Below are 15,277 nucleotides of genomic sequence, written 5' to 3'. Positions count from 1 at the left end.
AACCTGAATAAAAATAATAATACCTTGCTTATAAATGCATTATCTTTCAACTAAATACATCTAATTTTATGATTTAACGATTATTTTTCGAAATCATGGTTCCCAGCATAATAATAAAGGTACTGACCCCGCCAATCAGTAAGCTCATCAGGGCAATTTCCAAAGTGATCTTATGATGCCAGCTCTGATCAGGAATCCAGGGCAAATTCAGATTTTCCCCAAAGATAAAGTTAATAGTACATATAATCAGAAAGCCAATCGTTGTAGAGATCAGTAAAGTCACCACCAAGTTTTTCCACATCTTGTAGCCTACCAGCATGACAATAATGGCTAAACCTACCACCGTTATAATCGATATAAATAAAACACTGTTCCAGTAATCCATTCCTAGTACTCTTATTTTAAATCAATTAAAATTATGAAATTCTTATAATTAATTACGTAATGTTTATTTCAATATAGGCGGATTACAATTTGTAAACAATGACCATAACTACCTTATTCATTTTATTTGTAAAGAGACTTTATGAGGTTTAATTCATGCTTTAATGAGTTTCTTTTAAAAATATTTTTCTTTTTAGATAAAATAATTTTGATCAAGATTTATATATTGAGAAGAATATTTATATAAAATTTAATTTTGAAGAAGATAATATAACTTATCAAATTTAAAGTTTATCTAGATCAGAATTTCTATCTTATTATTTATATTTCTTTTAAATACAGTCGCCTGAACAGAATCTTTCTTCCCATAAAAAGTAAAGCCTTAGATTACTAAGGCTTTACTTTTTATCTGGTGAATCAGGTTTTAGATTCCGTATTTCACACGATAAGCTTCCATTTTCGCCAATGCTTCGCTATCGCCTTTTGCATCTAGGTAATTCATTAAATCTTTCATGGTAATTAGTGCATGTACTGGAATTTCCAGTTCTTTTTGTACTTCCTGAATAGCAGATAATTCACCTTGGCCTTTTTCCTGACGATCAAGAGCAACCAGTACACCTGCAATTTGCGCACCAGCATTTTTCAGGATGGTGACTACTTCACGAATCGCAGTACCGGCTGTAATCACATCATCAATAATCCAGACTTTTTTCCCTTCCACTGAAGCACCGACCAGCACACCACCTTCACCGTGATCTTTGGCTTCTTTACGGTTAAAACCCCATGGCACGCTTACGCCATGATTTTGAGACAGCGCCACTGCTGTAGCCGCCACAAAAGGAATACCTTTGTAAGCTGGTCCAAAAATCACTTCAACATTATCGCATTCAGTTAATTTTGCAGCATAGCCAGAAGCCAGTAGTGACAAGGCTTCACCATCATTGAGCAAGCCAGCATTAAAAAAATAAGGACTCACACGTCCTGATTTTAAAGTAAACTCACCAAATTTAAGCACACCACGTGATAATGCGAGTTCGATAAAAGCTTGCGGGTTAAACTGAGCTGGCGTTGACATGAGGTGCTCCTAAATCCATTAATTAAGGGTAAGACTTGCGCATGATACCAAAGAGTAGCTATCCAGGTGATCAAAAAATTCTTCGTGTCGTTTCAATTAATGTCAACGGTTTACGTTCCTCTGTCAGCAAGGGCTTGCTAGAGTGGATCGAACAGTCTGATGCCGATGTGATCTGCATGCAGGAAAGCCGGATTACCCATGCGCAGTGGACTGATAAATTTAAGCCTGAAGGCTGGTATACCCACCTGTTCCCTGCCGAGCGTCCAGGTTACGCGGGTACAGCGATTTACAGCCGTCTGCCTTTCGTTTCCATTACCGATGGTTTGGGTTTTGAACTGGCCGATTCTCAAGGTCGCTTTATCTCGGCAGAATTTGACTTGGGTCTAGAAAAAACAGCACATATCTGTTCGCTGTATTTACCTTCAGGTTCTTCGGGCGATGAAGCGCAGGCACGTAAAGATCACTTTCTGGAAGAGTATAAAAAGATCCTGAAACAATGGCGCGATGAAGACAAATCCATCATTGTCTGTGGTGATTACAATATCGTGCATAAACGTATCGATATTAAAAACTGGTCTGGTAACCAGAAAGCATCGGGCTGCTTGCCGCATGAACGTGCATGGTTGGATCATATCTATGATGAACTGGGTTATGTCGATACGTTCCGCGAAGTCCGTAAAGAAGCCGAGCTATATTCCTGGTGGTCGAATCGTGGTCAAGCCCGCGCCAAGAACGTGGGCTGGCGGATTGACTATCAGGCCTGCTCACCGGACTGGAAAGACCGTACTGTAAATGCCTGGGTCTATAAAGATGAATGGTTTAGTGACCATGCACCCGTGATTATTGACTATAAAATCTAAAACTGACCGAAAGATTGAGTGAACATTCGTTCACTCAATTAAGGTTTATTACCTACACTACATGACGTATTTTCAGGTTTATCTTCAGACCCTAACAGCGCATGATACTCACACGGCACAGGGATATGTCAGGATGACACTATAAGGACAGGACGCCGTAGGAAGAAAATAAAACAAACTATCAGATTTAGCTTGTTTTTCATGGATGTGACAACGGACGTTGTATTGAGACCCGCATAATCAGGATGATTAGATGCGGGTTTTCTCATTTCAGTACCTTCATTTTTTTCTTATTCTTAAACTTTACCATTTACTTTTTAATACCCATTCTGCTCTTAAACGATGTCAATCGAATGACATGTCTTTTAAATATTGCTTAAAAACAAGCTTCTTGGAAACACATAGGCGATCGGCATAAATTCAGCTAAGCTAAGCCATCAATAAATAAACTGTTTGGGATACAGCGAGCATGCTCAAGATTTATGGCATTAAAAACTGCAATTCGATGAAAAAAGCTTTTGATTTACTTGATGAACTGGGATTGGCTTACGAATTTCATGATTATAAAAAACAGGGAATTGACGCGGATACTGTTAAAACCTGGCTAGATGCTTTAGGTCAAGATGTGGTACTGAATAAGAAAGGCACCACCTGGCGTAAACTTACTATTGAAGAGCAGGAAAATGCCCTTGCCAGTGAAGATAATCTGATTACCGCCTTAACTACTCATACCAGCCTGATCAAACGTCCGGTATTACAGACTGCAACTGGTTTTATCGCTGGTTTTGACGAAGCCGCTTATCAAAAGCTAAAAGACTAATCATCCCAGATGATCTGGAAGAATAAAAAAAGCCTGACTTCTGTCAGGCTTTTTTATGGTAGTTTTTAGAGAACGGTCATGATCTATTATTTGGCACGAATCCAGGTTTGGTTACGACCTAAAGCAGACACGCCGATATAACCGCGCAGCTCAAGCTTCTTGCCACCATCTGTCAGGTTGCCTTTCAGCTTATAAGTTTTACCAGATTTTGGATCTAGGATCGAACCACTGTCATAGCTGGTTCCGCCTGTATTTTTCAGGCCTTTCACAATCGTTAAACCTTTCAGCGATTTATTGTGATACGGACCTTCACATTTTGTACAAGCATTTTCTTCACCCGGTGTTAATACCGATTGGATGCTTGCAGATAATGTCCCATTTTTTTGCTCAGTAAATTTTACTATAGCCTTTGGTTGTTTGGTTTCGTCGTCAATCGTTTTCCAAACGGTACCATTTAAAGGATCTGCAGCATTGGCCAGCGCAGATAAGCCGAGTAGTCCTAACATTAGCGTAATTTTTTTCATTTTTCTTCATTTCCCTAGTCTGAGATAGACCGATGTAGTATTAAAAAGTCACAACATTTTTGCAATTTTTACCTGTGACTATTTAGTGTAACCTTGTAAACATTGTTGGTAAATAATCCACATAATCAATAAAAGCAGAAAAAGATGGAAAGAAGATGAAGATGAGCCCCGTGACGAAACAATTAATTACAGAAAGTCTTTTAAAAGCGACCATCCGTGCGCCTAGTCGGTTCAATCTTCCTCCAAGCTCCTTGCGGGTCGCACTGGAGCAGATGTGCAAGATTTTTCCGCAAGATAAGTCCGTACAAATCCGTTCACTCCGACTGGCGGGTATACATGCCGAGGAAATCAAGCCGCAACAGGAATCCAGCCAGCTGATTTTTCATATTCATGGCGGTGCTTTTTATCTCGGTTCCTTAAATACCCATCGTGCCTTTATGACCCAGATTGCCGCTCGCACCCAGATGCAAGTACTGCATATTGATTATCCTCTGGCACCTGAATCTGCTTATCCTGAACCTTTGGAGGCCCTATTTGATGTCTATAATCTGTTATTAGATCAGGGCATTCAGGCCAAGGATATTATTCTGTCCGGAGATTCGTGTGGTGCTAATCTGGCATTGGCATTGGCACTCAAGTTACAGCAGGAAGACCTACCACAGGTGAGTGGACTGATTCTACTTTCCCCTTTCCTTGATCTGACCCTGACTAGTGAATCACTACGCTATAATCAGAAACATGATGCCCTGCTGTCGATTGAAACCCTCAAAACCGGGATTCAGTATTATGTACCGAGTGCAATGGATCGTGGCGATCCGGAAATTTCCCCATTTTTTGCCGATCTCAGTGGTTTGCCACCGATGCATATACAGGTGGGGTCTAAAGAAATTCTGCTGGATGATGCCACACGCTTCAAGGAAAAAGCGGAACAGGCTGGTGTCGAGGTTGAATTCAAGATATATACCGGGATGTGGCATAACTTTCAGATGTTTAGTGCCTGGTTTGAAGAGGCCCGACAAGCGCTGGCGGATCTTTCAGAATTTGCTCATCGTCTGGATCAAGACTAGAAATTTAAAAGAAGCCATAAAAAAGGTCAGCGATTGCTGACCTTTTTTTGTTCATTCATTTTCTATCGAATTTTAGATCTGGCTTACCTGCGCCATCGCAGTTTCAATTGCCTGCTGTTTCGCTACATCACCCATATTGACGCCTTCAGCACGAATCACGTGCACATCAGTTACGCCAGTAAAGTTAAATACAGTTTTCAGGAAAGCTTCCTGGAAATCGACTGGGCTTTGTTCGCCATAAATACCCCCACGGCTACTGGCAATATAGACTTTCTTTTCACCTGCCAGACCCACTGGGCCATTTTCTGTATATTTAAAGGTACGTCCCGCCACACTAATGCGGTCAATCCAGGCTTTTAAAGTAGAAGGTAGGCCGAAGTTATACATAGCAGCCCCTACCACCACGATATCCGCCTGTAAGTACTGCTGTAAAATCTGTTCTCCTAAAGCCGCCTGCTCAAGATTCTGACCCATCAAAATTTCGGCAGTTAAATGTGGAATCGGCTGTGCAGCTAAGTCCAGATATTCAAGCTCAACTGCCTCACCATGTTTCTGTTGAAGCTGTCCCACAATAGCTTGAGTCAACTGACGGGAAATAGAGGCATCACCTAAAATACTGGCATCAATCTGTAAAATTTTCATTGCTTAATCTGGTCCGTTCATTGTTCGGGAATGGACATAGCTTAATAAACTTTAAATAATGAAATAATGGGTTTAAATAAAACACTTCATTGCGTATTTAGAACAATAAATTTCTAGCTTAATTTTTCTCCTTTTTTTTAATTTTTGATAAATATTACTGATTATCAATGAATTAATTTTATGTTATATTTCTGTAAATAATTAAAGCAATATTTTTCTATCTTTTAAAAACTTAGCAATAACAATAAAGGTCAGACCTGTTGTATGAAGCGAATGTCAGCAGTATTACAAAAATTCCAGAATCATCGACTCAAGAAATATCTGATCGAAGATGAAGTGGTGATGAACTGGGGAATTTTGAAAAAGTGTATCCTGATGCTGGCACTGGGCTGTGGCATACATATCAGCTGGCTAAGTTGGGACCTTTTTGTCCTGTCACATCCGCAATACTGGCAGCATGTCCATATTGATGTCGTTCGTTCAGAGATTCACATGAATGGCCTATTTTTACTGGCGCTGGTTCTTCTGATTTATCCCTGTTATAAATTTCAGGGCAATGCACTGATAGAACGATATTTTCCCTATCTGGCAGTGGGCATCTTTGTGGTGTCCCTGTGTCGGGATGCATATATCGTAGGCGTGATTAGCCCGGTAGCCACAATTGCCTATGTTTGCCTGATGACGGTAGGTCTAGTCCTGTTTCACCGGAGACTGGTCTATAGCATGCTGATTCCGGCCTCACTGTTTCTGGTAACTTGTGCCTATCTAAGCTTTAACCAACAACTGCCTTATTCACCACTTTTTAATATTCAGGACCAGTTTTTCCATAATAGCTTCTGGCTGTTATCAATGCTGTATTTTATCCTGCCGATTCTTGCTGTCTGCATGATTTTATTTGAGATTTTACTCAGTCAATGGCGCTATCGCGAACAGCTAATTAACCATCTCAGCCAGATTGATCCTCTGACCAATCTGTTTAATCGCCGTAGCATTAATCAATGTCTGGATCAGTTAAATAGTACTGCGACTTTTAACTATGCCCTGGTGCTGCTGGATCTGGATCATTTCAAAAAGATCAATGATTACTATGGACATCACAAGGGCGATGAAACATTGGTACAAGTCAGTGCGGTACTAAACCAGCAATTGCGTGAAAGCGATGTCGTTGGCCGGTTCGGTGGTGAAGAATTTATTCTGGTCCTGAATAATTCCAGCCTGGAGAAAGCTCAGCAGGTAGCAGAGCGTTGCCGAAGCGCGATCCAGCAACTACAGATTTTTAGTGATGAAGGACAATTGATCCCGGTGACGGCCAGCTTTGGCATTGCTATTTCAAAACCAGAATTACGCCCACAGCAACTTTTAAGCCAAGCCGATCAGGCCCTTTATCAGGCCAAAGCTAGTGGACGGAATCAAGTGAAATCTTATCTGGAACCTCTAAAAGTTCAACCAGCCTGATATTTTTATCGGCCTTATTCACTTTAAAGCATGTACCCGAAAAGCTTTAAAGTGAATGCTAGAGCTGTTCTAAAAGCTGTAGCTGTGCCAATAATTCTGCTTTACTAAATGCGCCAGTCAAACGTAAGCTGCGAATCTCCTGCTGCTGAGTATCAAGAAATAAATAGGTCGGTGGTCCCAGAATTTCCCATCGGTTAAGTAAAGCCTGATGCGTAGCATCATACTGACTAAGATCAAGCTTGATCAGAAAATAAGGGGCTAAGGCCTGCTGGACAGCAACTGCCTTTAATACTTTATGTTCAATCGGCTGACAGGCCACACACCAATCAGCATAGACATCAATAATGACCTTCTGCCCTTGCGGTACTGTAGCCAATAACTGTTCAAATTCAGTGGCCGTTTTTGCTATATGCCAACTCGCCTGTTGTTGGGCAGTTTCAACAAAAAAACGCTGACTATGCTGATACTGACTATATGTAATATAAGGCACTGCAATAGCCAAACAGATGATATAGAGCCAGCGCAGTCCGGTATTTTTCCAGAATAATCGTGCCAGAACATAAACAACAAAGCTTAAGCCCAGCCCTAGCGACAGCCACTGCAATGCCGCTTCTGAAATCAGCGGACGAATAAAATACAAGGCCAAAGCTAGCATAATGAAAGCAAAGAGCACTTTCACCTGATTCATCCAGTGCCCGGCTCGAGGTAGAATACGTGCCCCCATAATACTGGCCAGCAGCAACGGGGTGCCCATACCGAAACCCAACGTAAACAACAGCACTGCGCCTTGCCACTGGTTCTGAGTCTGGGAAATAAATAATAAAGCACCGGCTAATGGTGCCGTCATACAAGGCCCAACCAGCAAGGCAGAAACAGATCCCATGATCGCAGCGCTAACCAGAGTTCCCCCTTGCTGCATCGCCTGAACCCGGTCCAGACGTTGCGTCAGACGCTGTGGCATTTTAATTTCAAACAGGCCAAACAGGTTGAGGGCAAATACCACAAATAATGCACTAAATGCCATCAGGGTGGCAGGTTGCTGTAACCAGCGCTGAAAGTTGAGTCCGGCTGAAGACGCGATCAAGCCTAATACCGCATAGACTGCGGCCATACTGCTTACAAAGCTTAGGGCAATCATCCAGGCCTTGATGCCTTTGCTATCACGAACAATTAATGAAGTCAGAATTGGCAGCATCGGCAAAGAGCATGGCGTAAATGCCAGCAAAATGCCCAAGCCGAAAAATAACAGCAATCCATAAGCCAGCGAACTTTCAGCCAGACGTGTAGACCATTGCTGGTCTTGTGCCGAGTCGCTGTTGGATCGTGTAGAAATGACTTCAACGATTTTACTGTCTGTATTTCCTGATTCTAGATCATCAGCAGAATTTTCCAGAATTCGATTGTGCTGTGAGGAAGAGCTACTTAGATCCAGTAACCGTTTATTACCCGAGCCAGTAGATTCATATTGCACCAGACCGGATAAGTCAGTCTTGAATTCAATGGTTTGGGGTGGGTAACAAAGCCGGTCTTTGGCACAACCTTGCCAGCTGACCTGATACGTTTGACCCGCCTGTGTCGGAATCTGAACTTTTAATTGCTGATAATAAACCTGGGTATGACCATAGTTTTCATCATGTAGATCTTCAGCGGGTGGTAATTGCAAGGTCATCGGCTGACTTCCCTGCTTTACCTCTACCTTATGCTGATAAAGATAATAGTTTTGCGGAATTTCCCAGCTAAGTTCAGCCTGTTGCTGAGTGACTGAACTGATACTCAGAGGAAAAGCCTGCTCAGGCGAAAGCAAAGGCGCTTCTGCCTGAGCAATATTACTAAGCAACACTGTGCCCAATAAGACTGGAGAAAAAACTTTTCTCCCGATCTTAAACTGTAGTGCTTTGGTCATATCGGAATAAGAGCAGCTTAGAATAGGAATGATACGCCCAAGCCTGAGAAGTAACCTTTATTCTGACCTTCCAGATCTACCCCAACACTGGCATCAAGTTGTACCTGATCATTCAATGCATACATGACGCCAGTCCCTAGTGCATATTCATTATTCTGACTTTCGGCTTTACGATAAATCAGTTCCGAATAACCTGACCAGCGCTCAGTAATCTGATAGCCTAAAGCTGGAATCGCAGTAATTGCCCAGTTGCTATCCTGCCATTCATAACGCATGGTCAGTGCAGTATTCACCAAATCATTATATTGATAAGCAACTGCTGAGCTCAGGCTATAAATATCTTCTTCATTACTAAAATTAGCATTACCTGTGGCAATAATAGCTTCAGCCATCAGCGCCATACTGAGTTTTTCATCATCCAGATCAATGGCTTTTTTCAGGCCAATACTGACATCGCCTAAACCATCATCCTCTTCAGTCTGACCATTGAACTTGGTTTGTGACCAGGCCGGACCAGCCCAGCCTAAACGTAATTCCAGATCATCAGTCAAACCGGTACGCAACAAGACGTCGGCATTTAAAGTGGTTTGTTTCAGCTTGCTTCCATCCACAGTCGCTTCGCTATAAGAGAAACTCGGTAAACCCTGTTCCCAAGCTAACTGACCCACTGGTACGGTACTGGTACCCAAACCTTCACCTGGTCGGTCAAATTCAACTGCAGCACAAAGCTGTGCACTGACACCCGTCAGTGCCATCAAACCCAATATTCTTAAAGTTGTCTTCATCTTGTTGGAGCTCTTTCTTAAAATTTAATGTAATTCCTTGGTCATTTTTGCGCCATGACTACGCAATAATTCTAGGGTCTGTTTTTCTTCTTCCAGTGCTTCTGCCCAGTTAATTTCATCAAAATCACAATCAAAGAATAAATCACTAATCGATGACAGAATGGTTAATCCTTCTTCATCCTTGCTGTTCGGATTGACTTTTTCTTCTAATAGGCGCTGCACTGCAGGTACACAGGCTGCACTGGCCGCATCCCAAAGCGGGCCATAAACTTCTTCAGCATCCCAGAGATGCAAATTGACTTTGGCCTGGATCAGCGCTTCCAGAATCTGTAAATGTACATCCAGACGTTGCTGTTTTTCTTCAGCAGTTAAGGGACTGCCCGCTTCATAAGCTTCGCAGACTTCTTCCCACCATTTGAACAGGCCATCTGACCAGATGGAAATAACTGGGCCTTTTTCCAGATCAATAAAATTCGGGTTAAGTCCATCTGCCAAAAGCTGTTTGACCTGACCCAGATTGAGTTCTTCGAGTGCTTGCACAAAAAGCTGTTGTTGCGCAGTTAACATGATGGAGCTCACTTCAAATTCGTTTTTCACTATTATGCCGAATAAAGCGGGATTTGTTTTGTTCTCATTCGTTTATTTTATCTAAAATTGAAAAAAGCCCCGTAGGGGCCTTTTTCATCTGCGAATTATTTATTGTTCTAGATCTGTACCCGTATCTTCTTCCGCAAGTTTTAGCGGAGTGCTACGTACGTTATCTTTTTTCTCAATCACATGTTCCAGACTGCGTTTTAAACGGTCGATGGCACCATGAATGGCAGTATCAACATTATGACCATGATGGTTCACGACAATTGGCTTCAAGCCGGCAGGACGTGCTTCGATCATGCAGCGAATATCATCATCGCCTCCTTTGGCGGCATTTTCATCGCTAAGATGCACTGAGAAATGGGTAATACGCTCACTGTGGCGCTGAAATTCCTGATTTAATTCGGTACGAACGTAAGTAATTAGACGATCACTATTGCGAATGTTTTTATCGGTACGGAGTTCAATGTTCATAAAATACCATCCTCAAATCATTTTAACTTTTTAGTGCAGAATTTTTATCTTGGCACGTGTATAGCTTGCTGTTTTATATTGCATTTCAAATCTTCAAATCGCTTTGGATAAAACCCTCCAGATTGAATGATGAACACATTTTTGAGTCTGCAGAACCGTGTTCCTATACTTCGAATATCGGTCCTCTCTTGAAAATATGCAAGTGATATTTTGATTTTTTTAGCAAAAGGACAACCGATCGTGACAACTGCTTACCGGATCGTGATTGACCTTCCAGATTTGGAACAATCGAAATACTATTCACATGACCTTCCCAAAATTAAAGCAGTCTTTGCCCTGTTCATAAAAGATCTATGTAATTACTTTAATCAGCTTCAAAATTGAGTCTCAATTCTTAAAATTAATTTAAATATAAAAATTTAACTCGCTTCAAATATCCTATAAACCTTCTTCTCCCAATATCTCAAATTATCATCAGCTCAGGACGATGAAATATTTCTGTCAGTGATCAATTTTGACTTTATTTTTACTTATTAATCTGTATCCTTAAGCTGCTTTCTCGGGGGAGATATTTAAATGAAATTTACACAAATCGCGGCACTTTGTGCATTGGCTTCAACAGCAGCTTTCACTCAGGCAGCAGTTTGGCAGGATTTTAGTTTGACAGGCCTATATGGCGAAAATTATGCACATCCTATAGGTATGGTTGATGATTTAGAACAGTCAACCATTACGGCTGAATATGCAGCTGGTTTAAAATATGGTGATATCTTCGCCTTTGCTGACCGTACTAATAATGATCTCAGTGGTAATGAAACTTACTTTGAAGTTTCACCACGTTTAAGCTTAGGTGCGGTCACTGGCCAAAAACTTGAAGCTGGTCCAATTAAAGACGTACTTATTTCTACTACTTGGGAAGGTGGTGAAGGCTTTAATAATTACCTATATGGTATTGGATTTGCTCTAGATGTTCCTTATACCAGTTATGCAAACATCAACTTCTATAAAGTTGATAATGAAAAAGGTTCTGAAGATGATTATCAGATGACCATTACTTATGCGGTTCCATTTAAAATTGGTAGTGAAGAATTCCTAGCAGATGCTTTCCTAGACTGGTCAACAGCTGAGAAAAACGATCATGCAAGTGAATTGAACTGGACGTCTCAATACAAATGGAATGCAGGCAAACATATTTCACCTGAAACCAAATTATACTTCGGTGTTGAGCATTCAGTTTGGAACAATAAATATGCAATCAAAGGTTTAGACGAACATAATGTCAGCGCATTGGTGAAATACCACTTCTAAGTTTTTAGAATGAATAAAGCAGGACTTCGGTTCTGCTTTTTTATTGCCTAAATTCAGGTTATGGTTAGATATTCTCTTTCTTTTTTGGCATCTGCTTATGAGCTTTGTTATTCGTCCTGCTCAAATTCAAGATCTGGAACATCTACTCCCGATCTACAATGCTGAAATCTTATACGGAACCTCAACCTGGAATAGCACGCCAAAAACGATCCAGGATTTTCAGAACATGCTGAATGAATTAAATGCTCAGCAATTTCCTTTATTAGTAGCTGAGCATTCAGCATCCAGGCAAATTGCAGGTTATGCGGATTATTCTACATTTCGACCCATTCAGGGCTTTAAACACACTGTTGAACATTCTGTCTTTATTCATGCAGACTTTATTGGGCAAGGTCTGGGTAAAGCTTTGATGCTCAAGCTGATTGAACATGCGCGGCAAAATGCTATCCATGTCATGGTCGGTGCCATTGACCATGAAAATCATGCATCAATTGCCTTACATGAGAAATTAGGTTTTAAACAAACCGGTTATATGCCGGAAGTTGGACAGAAATTTGGACAATGGCGCGATCTGGTATTGATGCAACTCAACCTGAATTAAACCAAAATATTTTATTTTTTATGTAAAACTTAATCTAATTGGATCAATAATCTGTTAGAAAAATTACTGATAGATAAAATTTTCTATTAAAACCAGAATAATGTCAGTTGAGTAAAATTATGAATAAGTGGCTTATCTTTATCAGTATTCTCCCTCTGAGTAGTTTCAGTTTCGCCAATTCAGACTTTGAAACTGAACTCCGATCCGAATGTGCCAAGGTGAAAAGCTATGCCAACTCGGGAAGAAAATTTTATGATCAGAAACAGTATCAAAATGCGCTAGGACAATTTCAACAGCAAGCTTCCTGGTCTGCTTTTTGTGAGATGCATAGTGAAAACAGTGGTGTATCTTTTTCCGAAAATGCTATTGCCACTGCTTTTAATAATGTTGGCTTAAGCTATTTTAAATCAGGAAAGCCACAATGGGCACGGGCCTGGTTCTCAGTCTTTCCTCAAGCCAAAAGCAGTCAATTTAATTTAAAACAGCTTCCTTCCCCGCAAAAAACTCAAAACTTGGCTGGCATCTATATACAGCATGCTGGCTTCGGTCACTGGAATACCATTCAAGTCAAACGGATTAAAAATTCTTATCAGATTCATTTTAATGGCCTCTATATGGGACTAAATAGCATGATTTATGGTCCAAATATAGGTGAATTTGAAACCACAATGCCTGTTAATAAAACCCAAACGACCTATCGATCAGATGACTGCAAAATTAATCTCAATTTTGCTTTTGATCCTAAACAGGGGCAGCAGGTAATTTTAAAACAGGACAGTGGCAGTTCAGGTTGTGGCTTTGGACATAATGTCTATGCAGATGGACACTATTTAAAAGTTGAGTCCTAAATTGAGTTGTTAAAAAAGCCCGCGATTGCGGACTTTTTAAATGCATATTAGAAATATACTTAAACAACGATATCCGCCAGATTACCTTTCTGTTCCAGCCAGTCTTTACGGTCACTGGCGCGTTTTTTGGCCAGAAGTTTATCCAGTAAGCCTGAAGTCAGGTGCACATCATCCAGATCCAGTTGTACCAGACGGCGAGTATTAGGATCCAAAGTCGTTTCGCGAAGCTGGCTGGCATTCATCTCACCTAAACCTTTGAATCGGGTAATCTGCGGGTTCTTGGTTTTACATTTTTTCAGGATGCCTTCCAGTTCATCTTCATCCAGCGCATAGTGCACATCTTTAGCATCATCGATACGGAATAGTGGTGGCATCGCTACAAACAGATGCCCTTCCTCGACCAGAATCGGAAAGTGTTTTACAAACAGCGCACATAACAAAGTCGCAATATGCAGACCATCCGAATCGGCATCGGCAAGAATACAGATCTTGCCATAACGCAGTTCAGACAGGTCATCTGAACCTGGATCGACGCCAATCGCGATTGCAATGTTATGCACTTCCTGAGAGGCCAGCACTTCATCCGAAGAGACTTCCCAAGTATTTAAAATTTTCCCGCGAATCGGCATGATCGCTTGGAAATTCTTGTCCCGTGCCTGCTTGGCTGAGCCGCCCGCAGAGTCCCCTTCCACAATAAACAGTTCAGACTGATCCAGATCATGTCCCACACAATCTGACAGTTTCCCAGGTAAAGTCGGACCAGCGACAATTTTCTTACGCTCAACTTTCTTGGCTGCTTTTAGACGGCGACCTGCTTTGGAAATCGCCATTTCTGCCAGTTGCATAGCAATGTCTGAATTCTGGTTTAACCATAGCGCAAACGCATCTTTGGCAATATTCTGTACGATACCTGAGGCTTCACGGCTAGATAAACGTTCCTTGGTCTGACCAGAGAATTGTGGCTCCTGGAATTTCAGTGACAAGATATAGTTCACTCCATCCCAGACATCTTCTGCAGACAGTTTCATATTCCGCGGCAACAGGTTACGCAGTTCACAGAACTCACGCATGGCATCGGTCACGCCTGAACGTAAGCCATTCACGTGAGTACCACCCTGTGCGGTTGGAATCAGGTTGACGTATGATTCCTGAATACTTTCTCCACCTTCCACATTCCAGCAGATGGCAAATTCTGCACTGGCACGCTCAGCATCACCTGTCGCCACAAACGCAGGGGCCGGAATGATTTCACGGTCTTCCAGCTCATCCATCAAATAGTCGACCAGACCATTTTCAAACTGCCAGGTGATCTTTTCATCATTGATCTGGTCGATATAGTTAATTTGCAGACCAGCAGCCAATACCGCTTTGGCTTTTAAGTTATGTTTTAATGCTTTAAGGGCAAATTTAGGCGAATCAAAATATTTGGTTTCCGGCCAGAAATGAACAGTTGTCCCTGTGGCACGTTTCGGTGCCTTGCCTTCTAGTACTTCTAACGGTGCAGTCGGTTCACCATTTTCAAAGGCCATTTTGTACAGGTTACCGTGACGCTGAACTTCAACTTCTACGCGGCTAGAAAGCGCGTTGACGACCGAGATCCCTACGCCATGCAGACCGCCAGAAAATTGATAATTATCAGTACTGAACTTACCACCGGCATGCAGTTTGGTCAGGATAATTTCAATCCCGCTCTGACCATATTCCGGGTGAATATCGACAGGCATACCACGGCCATTGTCTTCGACCGATAATGAACCATCCTTATACACCGTGACCGTGACTTTATTGGCATGTCCCGCCAGTGCCTCATCGACCGCGTTATCAATCACTTCCTGCGCCAAGTGGTTTGGACGAGAGGTATCGGTATACATGCCCGGACGACGACGCACCGGATCTAGACCAGATAAAACTTCAAGAGATTGAGCCGTATATTGAGACAC

Annotated in this window: 16 protein-coding genes; 7 read left to right on the top strand and 9 right to left on the bottom strand. The window is 41.7% G+C overall.

Annotation, left to right across the window (positions count from 1 at the left end; translation table 11 throughout):
• Positions 1–73: 73 nt before the first annotated feature.
• A complete protein-coding gene (locus O4M77_RS00530; protein WP_159124191.1) occupies positions 74–385 on the bottom strand; it encodes a hypothetical protein in 312 nt (103 codons plus the stop codon).
• 423 nt (positions 386–808) lie between these two features.
• Positions 809–1,459: an orotate phosphoribosyltransferase gene (gene pyrE, locus O4M77_RS00525; RefSeq protein WP_125279724.1), complete on the bottom strand. Its 651-nt coding sequence runs from the start codon at positions 1,457–1,459 to the stop codon at positions 809–811.
• A gap of 41 nt (positions 1,460–1,500) precedes the next feature.
• On the opposite strand from pyrE, the gene O4M77_RS00520 reads away from it, so the two are divergent.
• Both O4M77_RS00520 and O4M77_RS00515 read left to right on the top strand, forming a co-directional pair.
• Positions 1,501–2,319, top strand: coding sequence for an exodeoxyribonuclease III (locus O4M77_RS00520; RefSeq protein ID WP_159124217.1), 819 nt, complete (start codon positions 1,501–1,503; stop codon positions 2,317–2,319).
• 469 nt (positions 2,320–2,788) lie between these two features.
• Positions 2,789–3,139 carry a Spx/MgsR family RNA polymerase-binding regulatory protein gene (locus O4M77_RS00515; protein ID WP_166137479.1) on the top strand — a complete coding sequence of 117 codons (351 nt, stop codon included), beginning with the start codon at positions 2,789–2,791 and terminating at the stop codon, positions 3,137–3,139.
• Positions 3,140–3,225: 86 nt separating this feature from the next.
• On the opposite strand, the gene O4M77_RS00510 is transcribed toward O4M77_RS00515, so the two are convergent.
• Positions 3,226–3,663 (bottom strand): DUF2147 domain-containing protein, encoded by a 438-nt coding sequence (locus O4M77_RS00510; RefSeq protein ID WP_004781465.1) that lies wholly within the window; start codon positions 3,661–3,663, stop codon positions 3,226–3,228.
• Positions 3,664–3,818: 155 nt separating this feature from the next.
• On the opposite strand from O4M77_RS00510, the gene O4M77_RS00505 reads away from it, so the two are divergent.
• Entirely contained in the window at positions 3,819–4,730 is a 912-nt protein-coding gene (locus tag O4M77_RS00505) for an alpha/beta hydrolase (protein WP_166137482.1), read from the top strand.
• Positions 4,731–4,802: 72 nt separating this feature from the next.
• On the opposite strand, the gene O4M77_RS00500 is transcribed toward O4M77_RS00505, so the two are convergent.
• Positions 4,803–5,372 carry an FMN-dependent NADH-azoreductase gene (locus tag O4M77_RS00500; protein ID WP_166137485.1) on the bottom strand — a complete coding sequence of 190 codons (570 nt, stop codon included), beginning with the start codon at positions 5,370–5,372 and terminating at the stop codon, positions 4,803–4,805.
• A 264-nt stretch (positions 5,373–5,636) separates the two neighbouring features.
• On the opposite strand from O4M77_RS00500, the gene O4M77_RS00495 reads away from it, so the two are divergent.
• Complete coding sequence (locus tag O4M77_RS00495; protein WP_166137488.1) at positions 5,637–6,827, top strand: GGDEF domain-containing protein; 1,191 nt, start codon at positions 5,637–5,639, stop codon at positions 6,825–6,827.
• A 58-nt stretch (positions 6,828–6,885) separates the two neighbouring features.
• On the opposite strand, the gene dsbD is transcribed toward O4M77_RS00495, so the two are convergent.
• From dsbD to O4M77_RS00475, 4 genes are all read right to left on the bottom strand, one after another.
• Positions 6,886–8,730 (bottom strand): protein-disulfide reductase DsbD, encoded by a 1,845-nt coding sequence (gene dsbD, locus O4M77_RS00490; RefSeq protein ID WP_166137491.1) that lies wholly within the window; start codon positions 8,728–8,730, stop codon positions 6,886–6,888.
• A gap of 17 nt (positions 8,731–8,747) precedes the next feature.
• Positions 8,748–9,515, bottom strand: coding sequence for a transporter (locus tag O4M77_RS00485; RefSeq protein ID WP_166137494.1), 768 nt, complete (start codon positions 9,513–9,515; stop codon positions 8,748–8,750).
• 24 nt (positions 9,516–9,539) lie between these two features.
• A complete protein-coding gene (locus O4M77_RS00480; RefSeq protein WP_004781453.1) occupies positions 9,540–10,082 on the bottom strand; it encodes an ankyrin repeat domain-containing protein in 543 nt (180 codons plus the stop codon).
• A 129-nt stretch (positions 10,083–10,211) separates the two neighbouring features.
• Entirely contained in the window at positions 10,212–10,580 is a 369-nt protein-coding gene (locus O4M77_RS00475; RefSeq protein WP_005232722.1) for an HPF/RaiA family ribosome-associated protein, read from the bottom strand.
• Between the two features lie 576 nt (positions 10,581–11,156).
• On the opposite strand from O4M77_RS00475, the gene O4M77_RS00470 reads away from it, so the two are divergent.
• The 3 genes from O4M77_RS00470 (at position 11,157) to O4M77_RS00460 (ending at position 13,337) form a co-directional block, all read left to right on the top strand.
• The gene (locus O4M77_RS00470) at positions 11,157–11,888 is read left to right on the top strand and encodes an outer membrane protein OmpK (RefSeq protein WP_200229438.1); all 732 of its coding nucleotides are present in this window, start codon (positions 11,157–11,159) and stop codon (positions 11,886–11,888) included.
• A gap of 97 nt (positions 11,889–11,985) precedes the next feature.
• Positions 11,986–12,489 carry a GNAT family N-acetyltransferase gene (locus O4M77_RS00465; RefSeq protein ID WP_166137500.1) on the top strand — a complete coding sequence of 168 codons (504 nt, stop codon included), beginning with the start codon at positions 11,986–11,988 and terminating at the stop codon, positions 12,487–12,489.
• A gap of 119 nt (positions 12,490–12,608) precedes the next feature.
• Entirely contained in the window at positions 12,609–13,337 is a 729-nt protein-coding gene (locus O4M77_RS00460) for a hypothetical protein (RefSeq protein WP_166137503.1), read from the top strand.
• 59 nt (positions 13,338–13,396) lie between these two features.
• Here O4M77_RS00460 and parE read toward each other — a convergent pair whose 3' ends face one another.
• Complete coding sequence (gene parE, locus O4M77_RS00455) at positions 13,397–15,277, bottom strand: DNA topoisomerase IV subunit B (protein WP_166137506.1); 1,881 nt, start codon at positions 15,275–15,277, stop codon at positions 13,397–13,399.

Origin of the sequence: Acinetobacter sp. YWS30-1, assembly GCF_033558715.1 — a bacterium.
Taxonomy (GTDB): Bacteria; Pseudomonadota; Gammaproteobacteria; order Pseudomonadales; family Moraxellaceae; genus Acinetobacter.
Note: the sequence above shows the minus strand (reverse complement) of the source record. Positions and strands in the feature narration are given on the sequence as shown.

Coding starts and splice junctions, on each gene's coding strand:
- O4M77_RS00530 (WP_159124191.1), bottom strand. CDS start 385: ATGGATTACTGGAACAGTGTTTTATTTATATCGATTATAACGGTGGTA.
- pyrE (WP_125279724.1), bottom strand. CDS start 1,459: ATGTCAACGCCAGCTCAGTTTAACCCGCAAGCTTTTATCGAACTCGCA.
- O4M77_RS00520 (WP_159124217.1), top strand. CDS start 1,501: ATGATACCAAAGAGTAGCTATCCAGGTGATCAAAAAATTCTTCGTGTC.
- O4M77_RS00515 (WP_166137479.1), top strand. CDS start 2,789: ATGCTCAAGATTTATGGCATTAAAAACTGCAATTCGATGAAAAAAGCT.
- O4M77_RS00510 (WP_004781465.1), bottom strand. CDS start 3,663: ATGAAAAAAATTACGCTAATGTTAGGACTACTCGGCTTATCTGCGCTG.
- O4M77_RS00505 (WP_166137482.1), top strand. CDS start 3,819: ATGAAGATGAGCCCCGTGACGAAACAATTAATTACAGAAAGTCTTTTA.
- O4M77_RS00500 (WP_166137485.1), bottom strand. CDS start 5,372: ATGAAAATTTTACAGATTGATGCCAGTATTTTAGGTGATGCCTCTATT.
- O4M77_RS00495 (WP_166137488.1), top strand. CDS start 5,637: ATGAAGCGAATGTCAGCAGTATTACAAAAATTCCAGAATCATCGACTC.
- dsbD (WP_166137491.1), bottom strand. CDS start 8,730: ATGACCAAAGCACTACAGTTTAAGATCGGGAGAAAAGTTTTTTCTCCA.
- O4M77_RS00485 (WP_166137494.1), bottom strand. CDS start 9,515: ATGAAGACAACTTTAAGAATATTGGGTTTGATGGCACTGACGGGTGTC.
- O4M77_RS00480 (WP_004781453.1), bottom strand. CDS start 10,082: ATGTTAACTGCGCAACAACAGCTTTTTGTGCAAGCACTCGAAGAACTC.
- O4M77_RS00475 (WP_005232722.1), bottom strand. CDS start 10,580: ATGAACATTGAACTCCGTACCGATAAAAACATTCGCAATAGTGATCGT.
- O4M77_RS00470 (WP_200229438.1), top strand. CDS start 11,157: ATGAAATTTACACAAATCGCGGCACTTTGTGCATTGGCTTCAACAGCA.
- O4M77_RS00465 (WP_166137500.1), top strand. CDS start 11,986: ATGAGCTTTGTTATTCGTCCTGCTCAAATTCAAGATCTGGAACATCTA.
- O4M77_RS00460 (WP_166137503.1), top strand. CDS start 12,609: ATGAATAAGTGGCTTATCTTTATCAGTATTCTCCCTCTGAGTAGTTTC.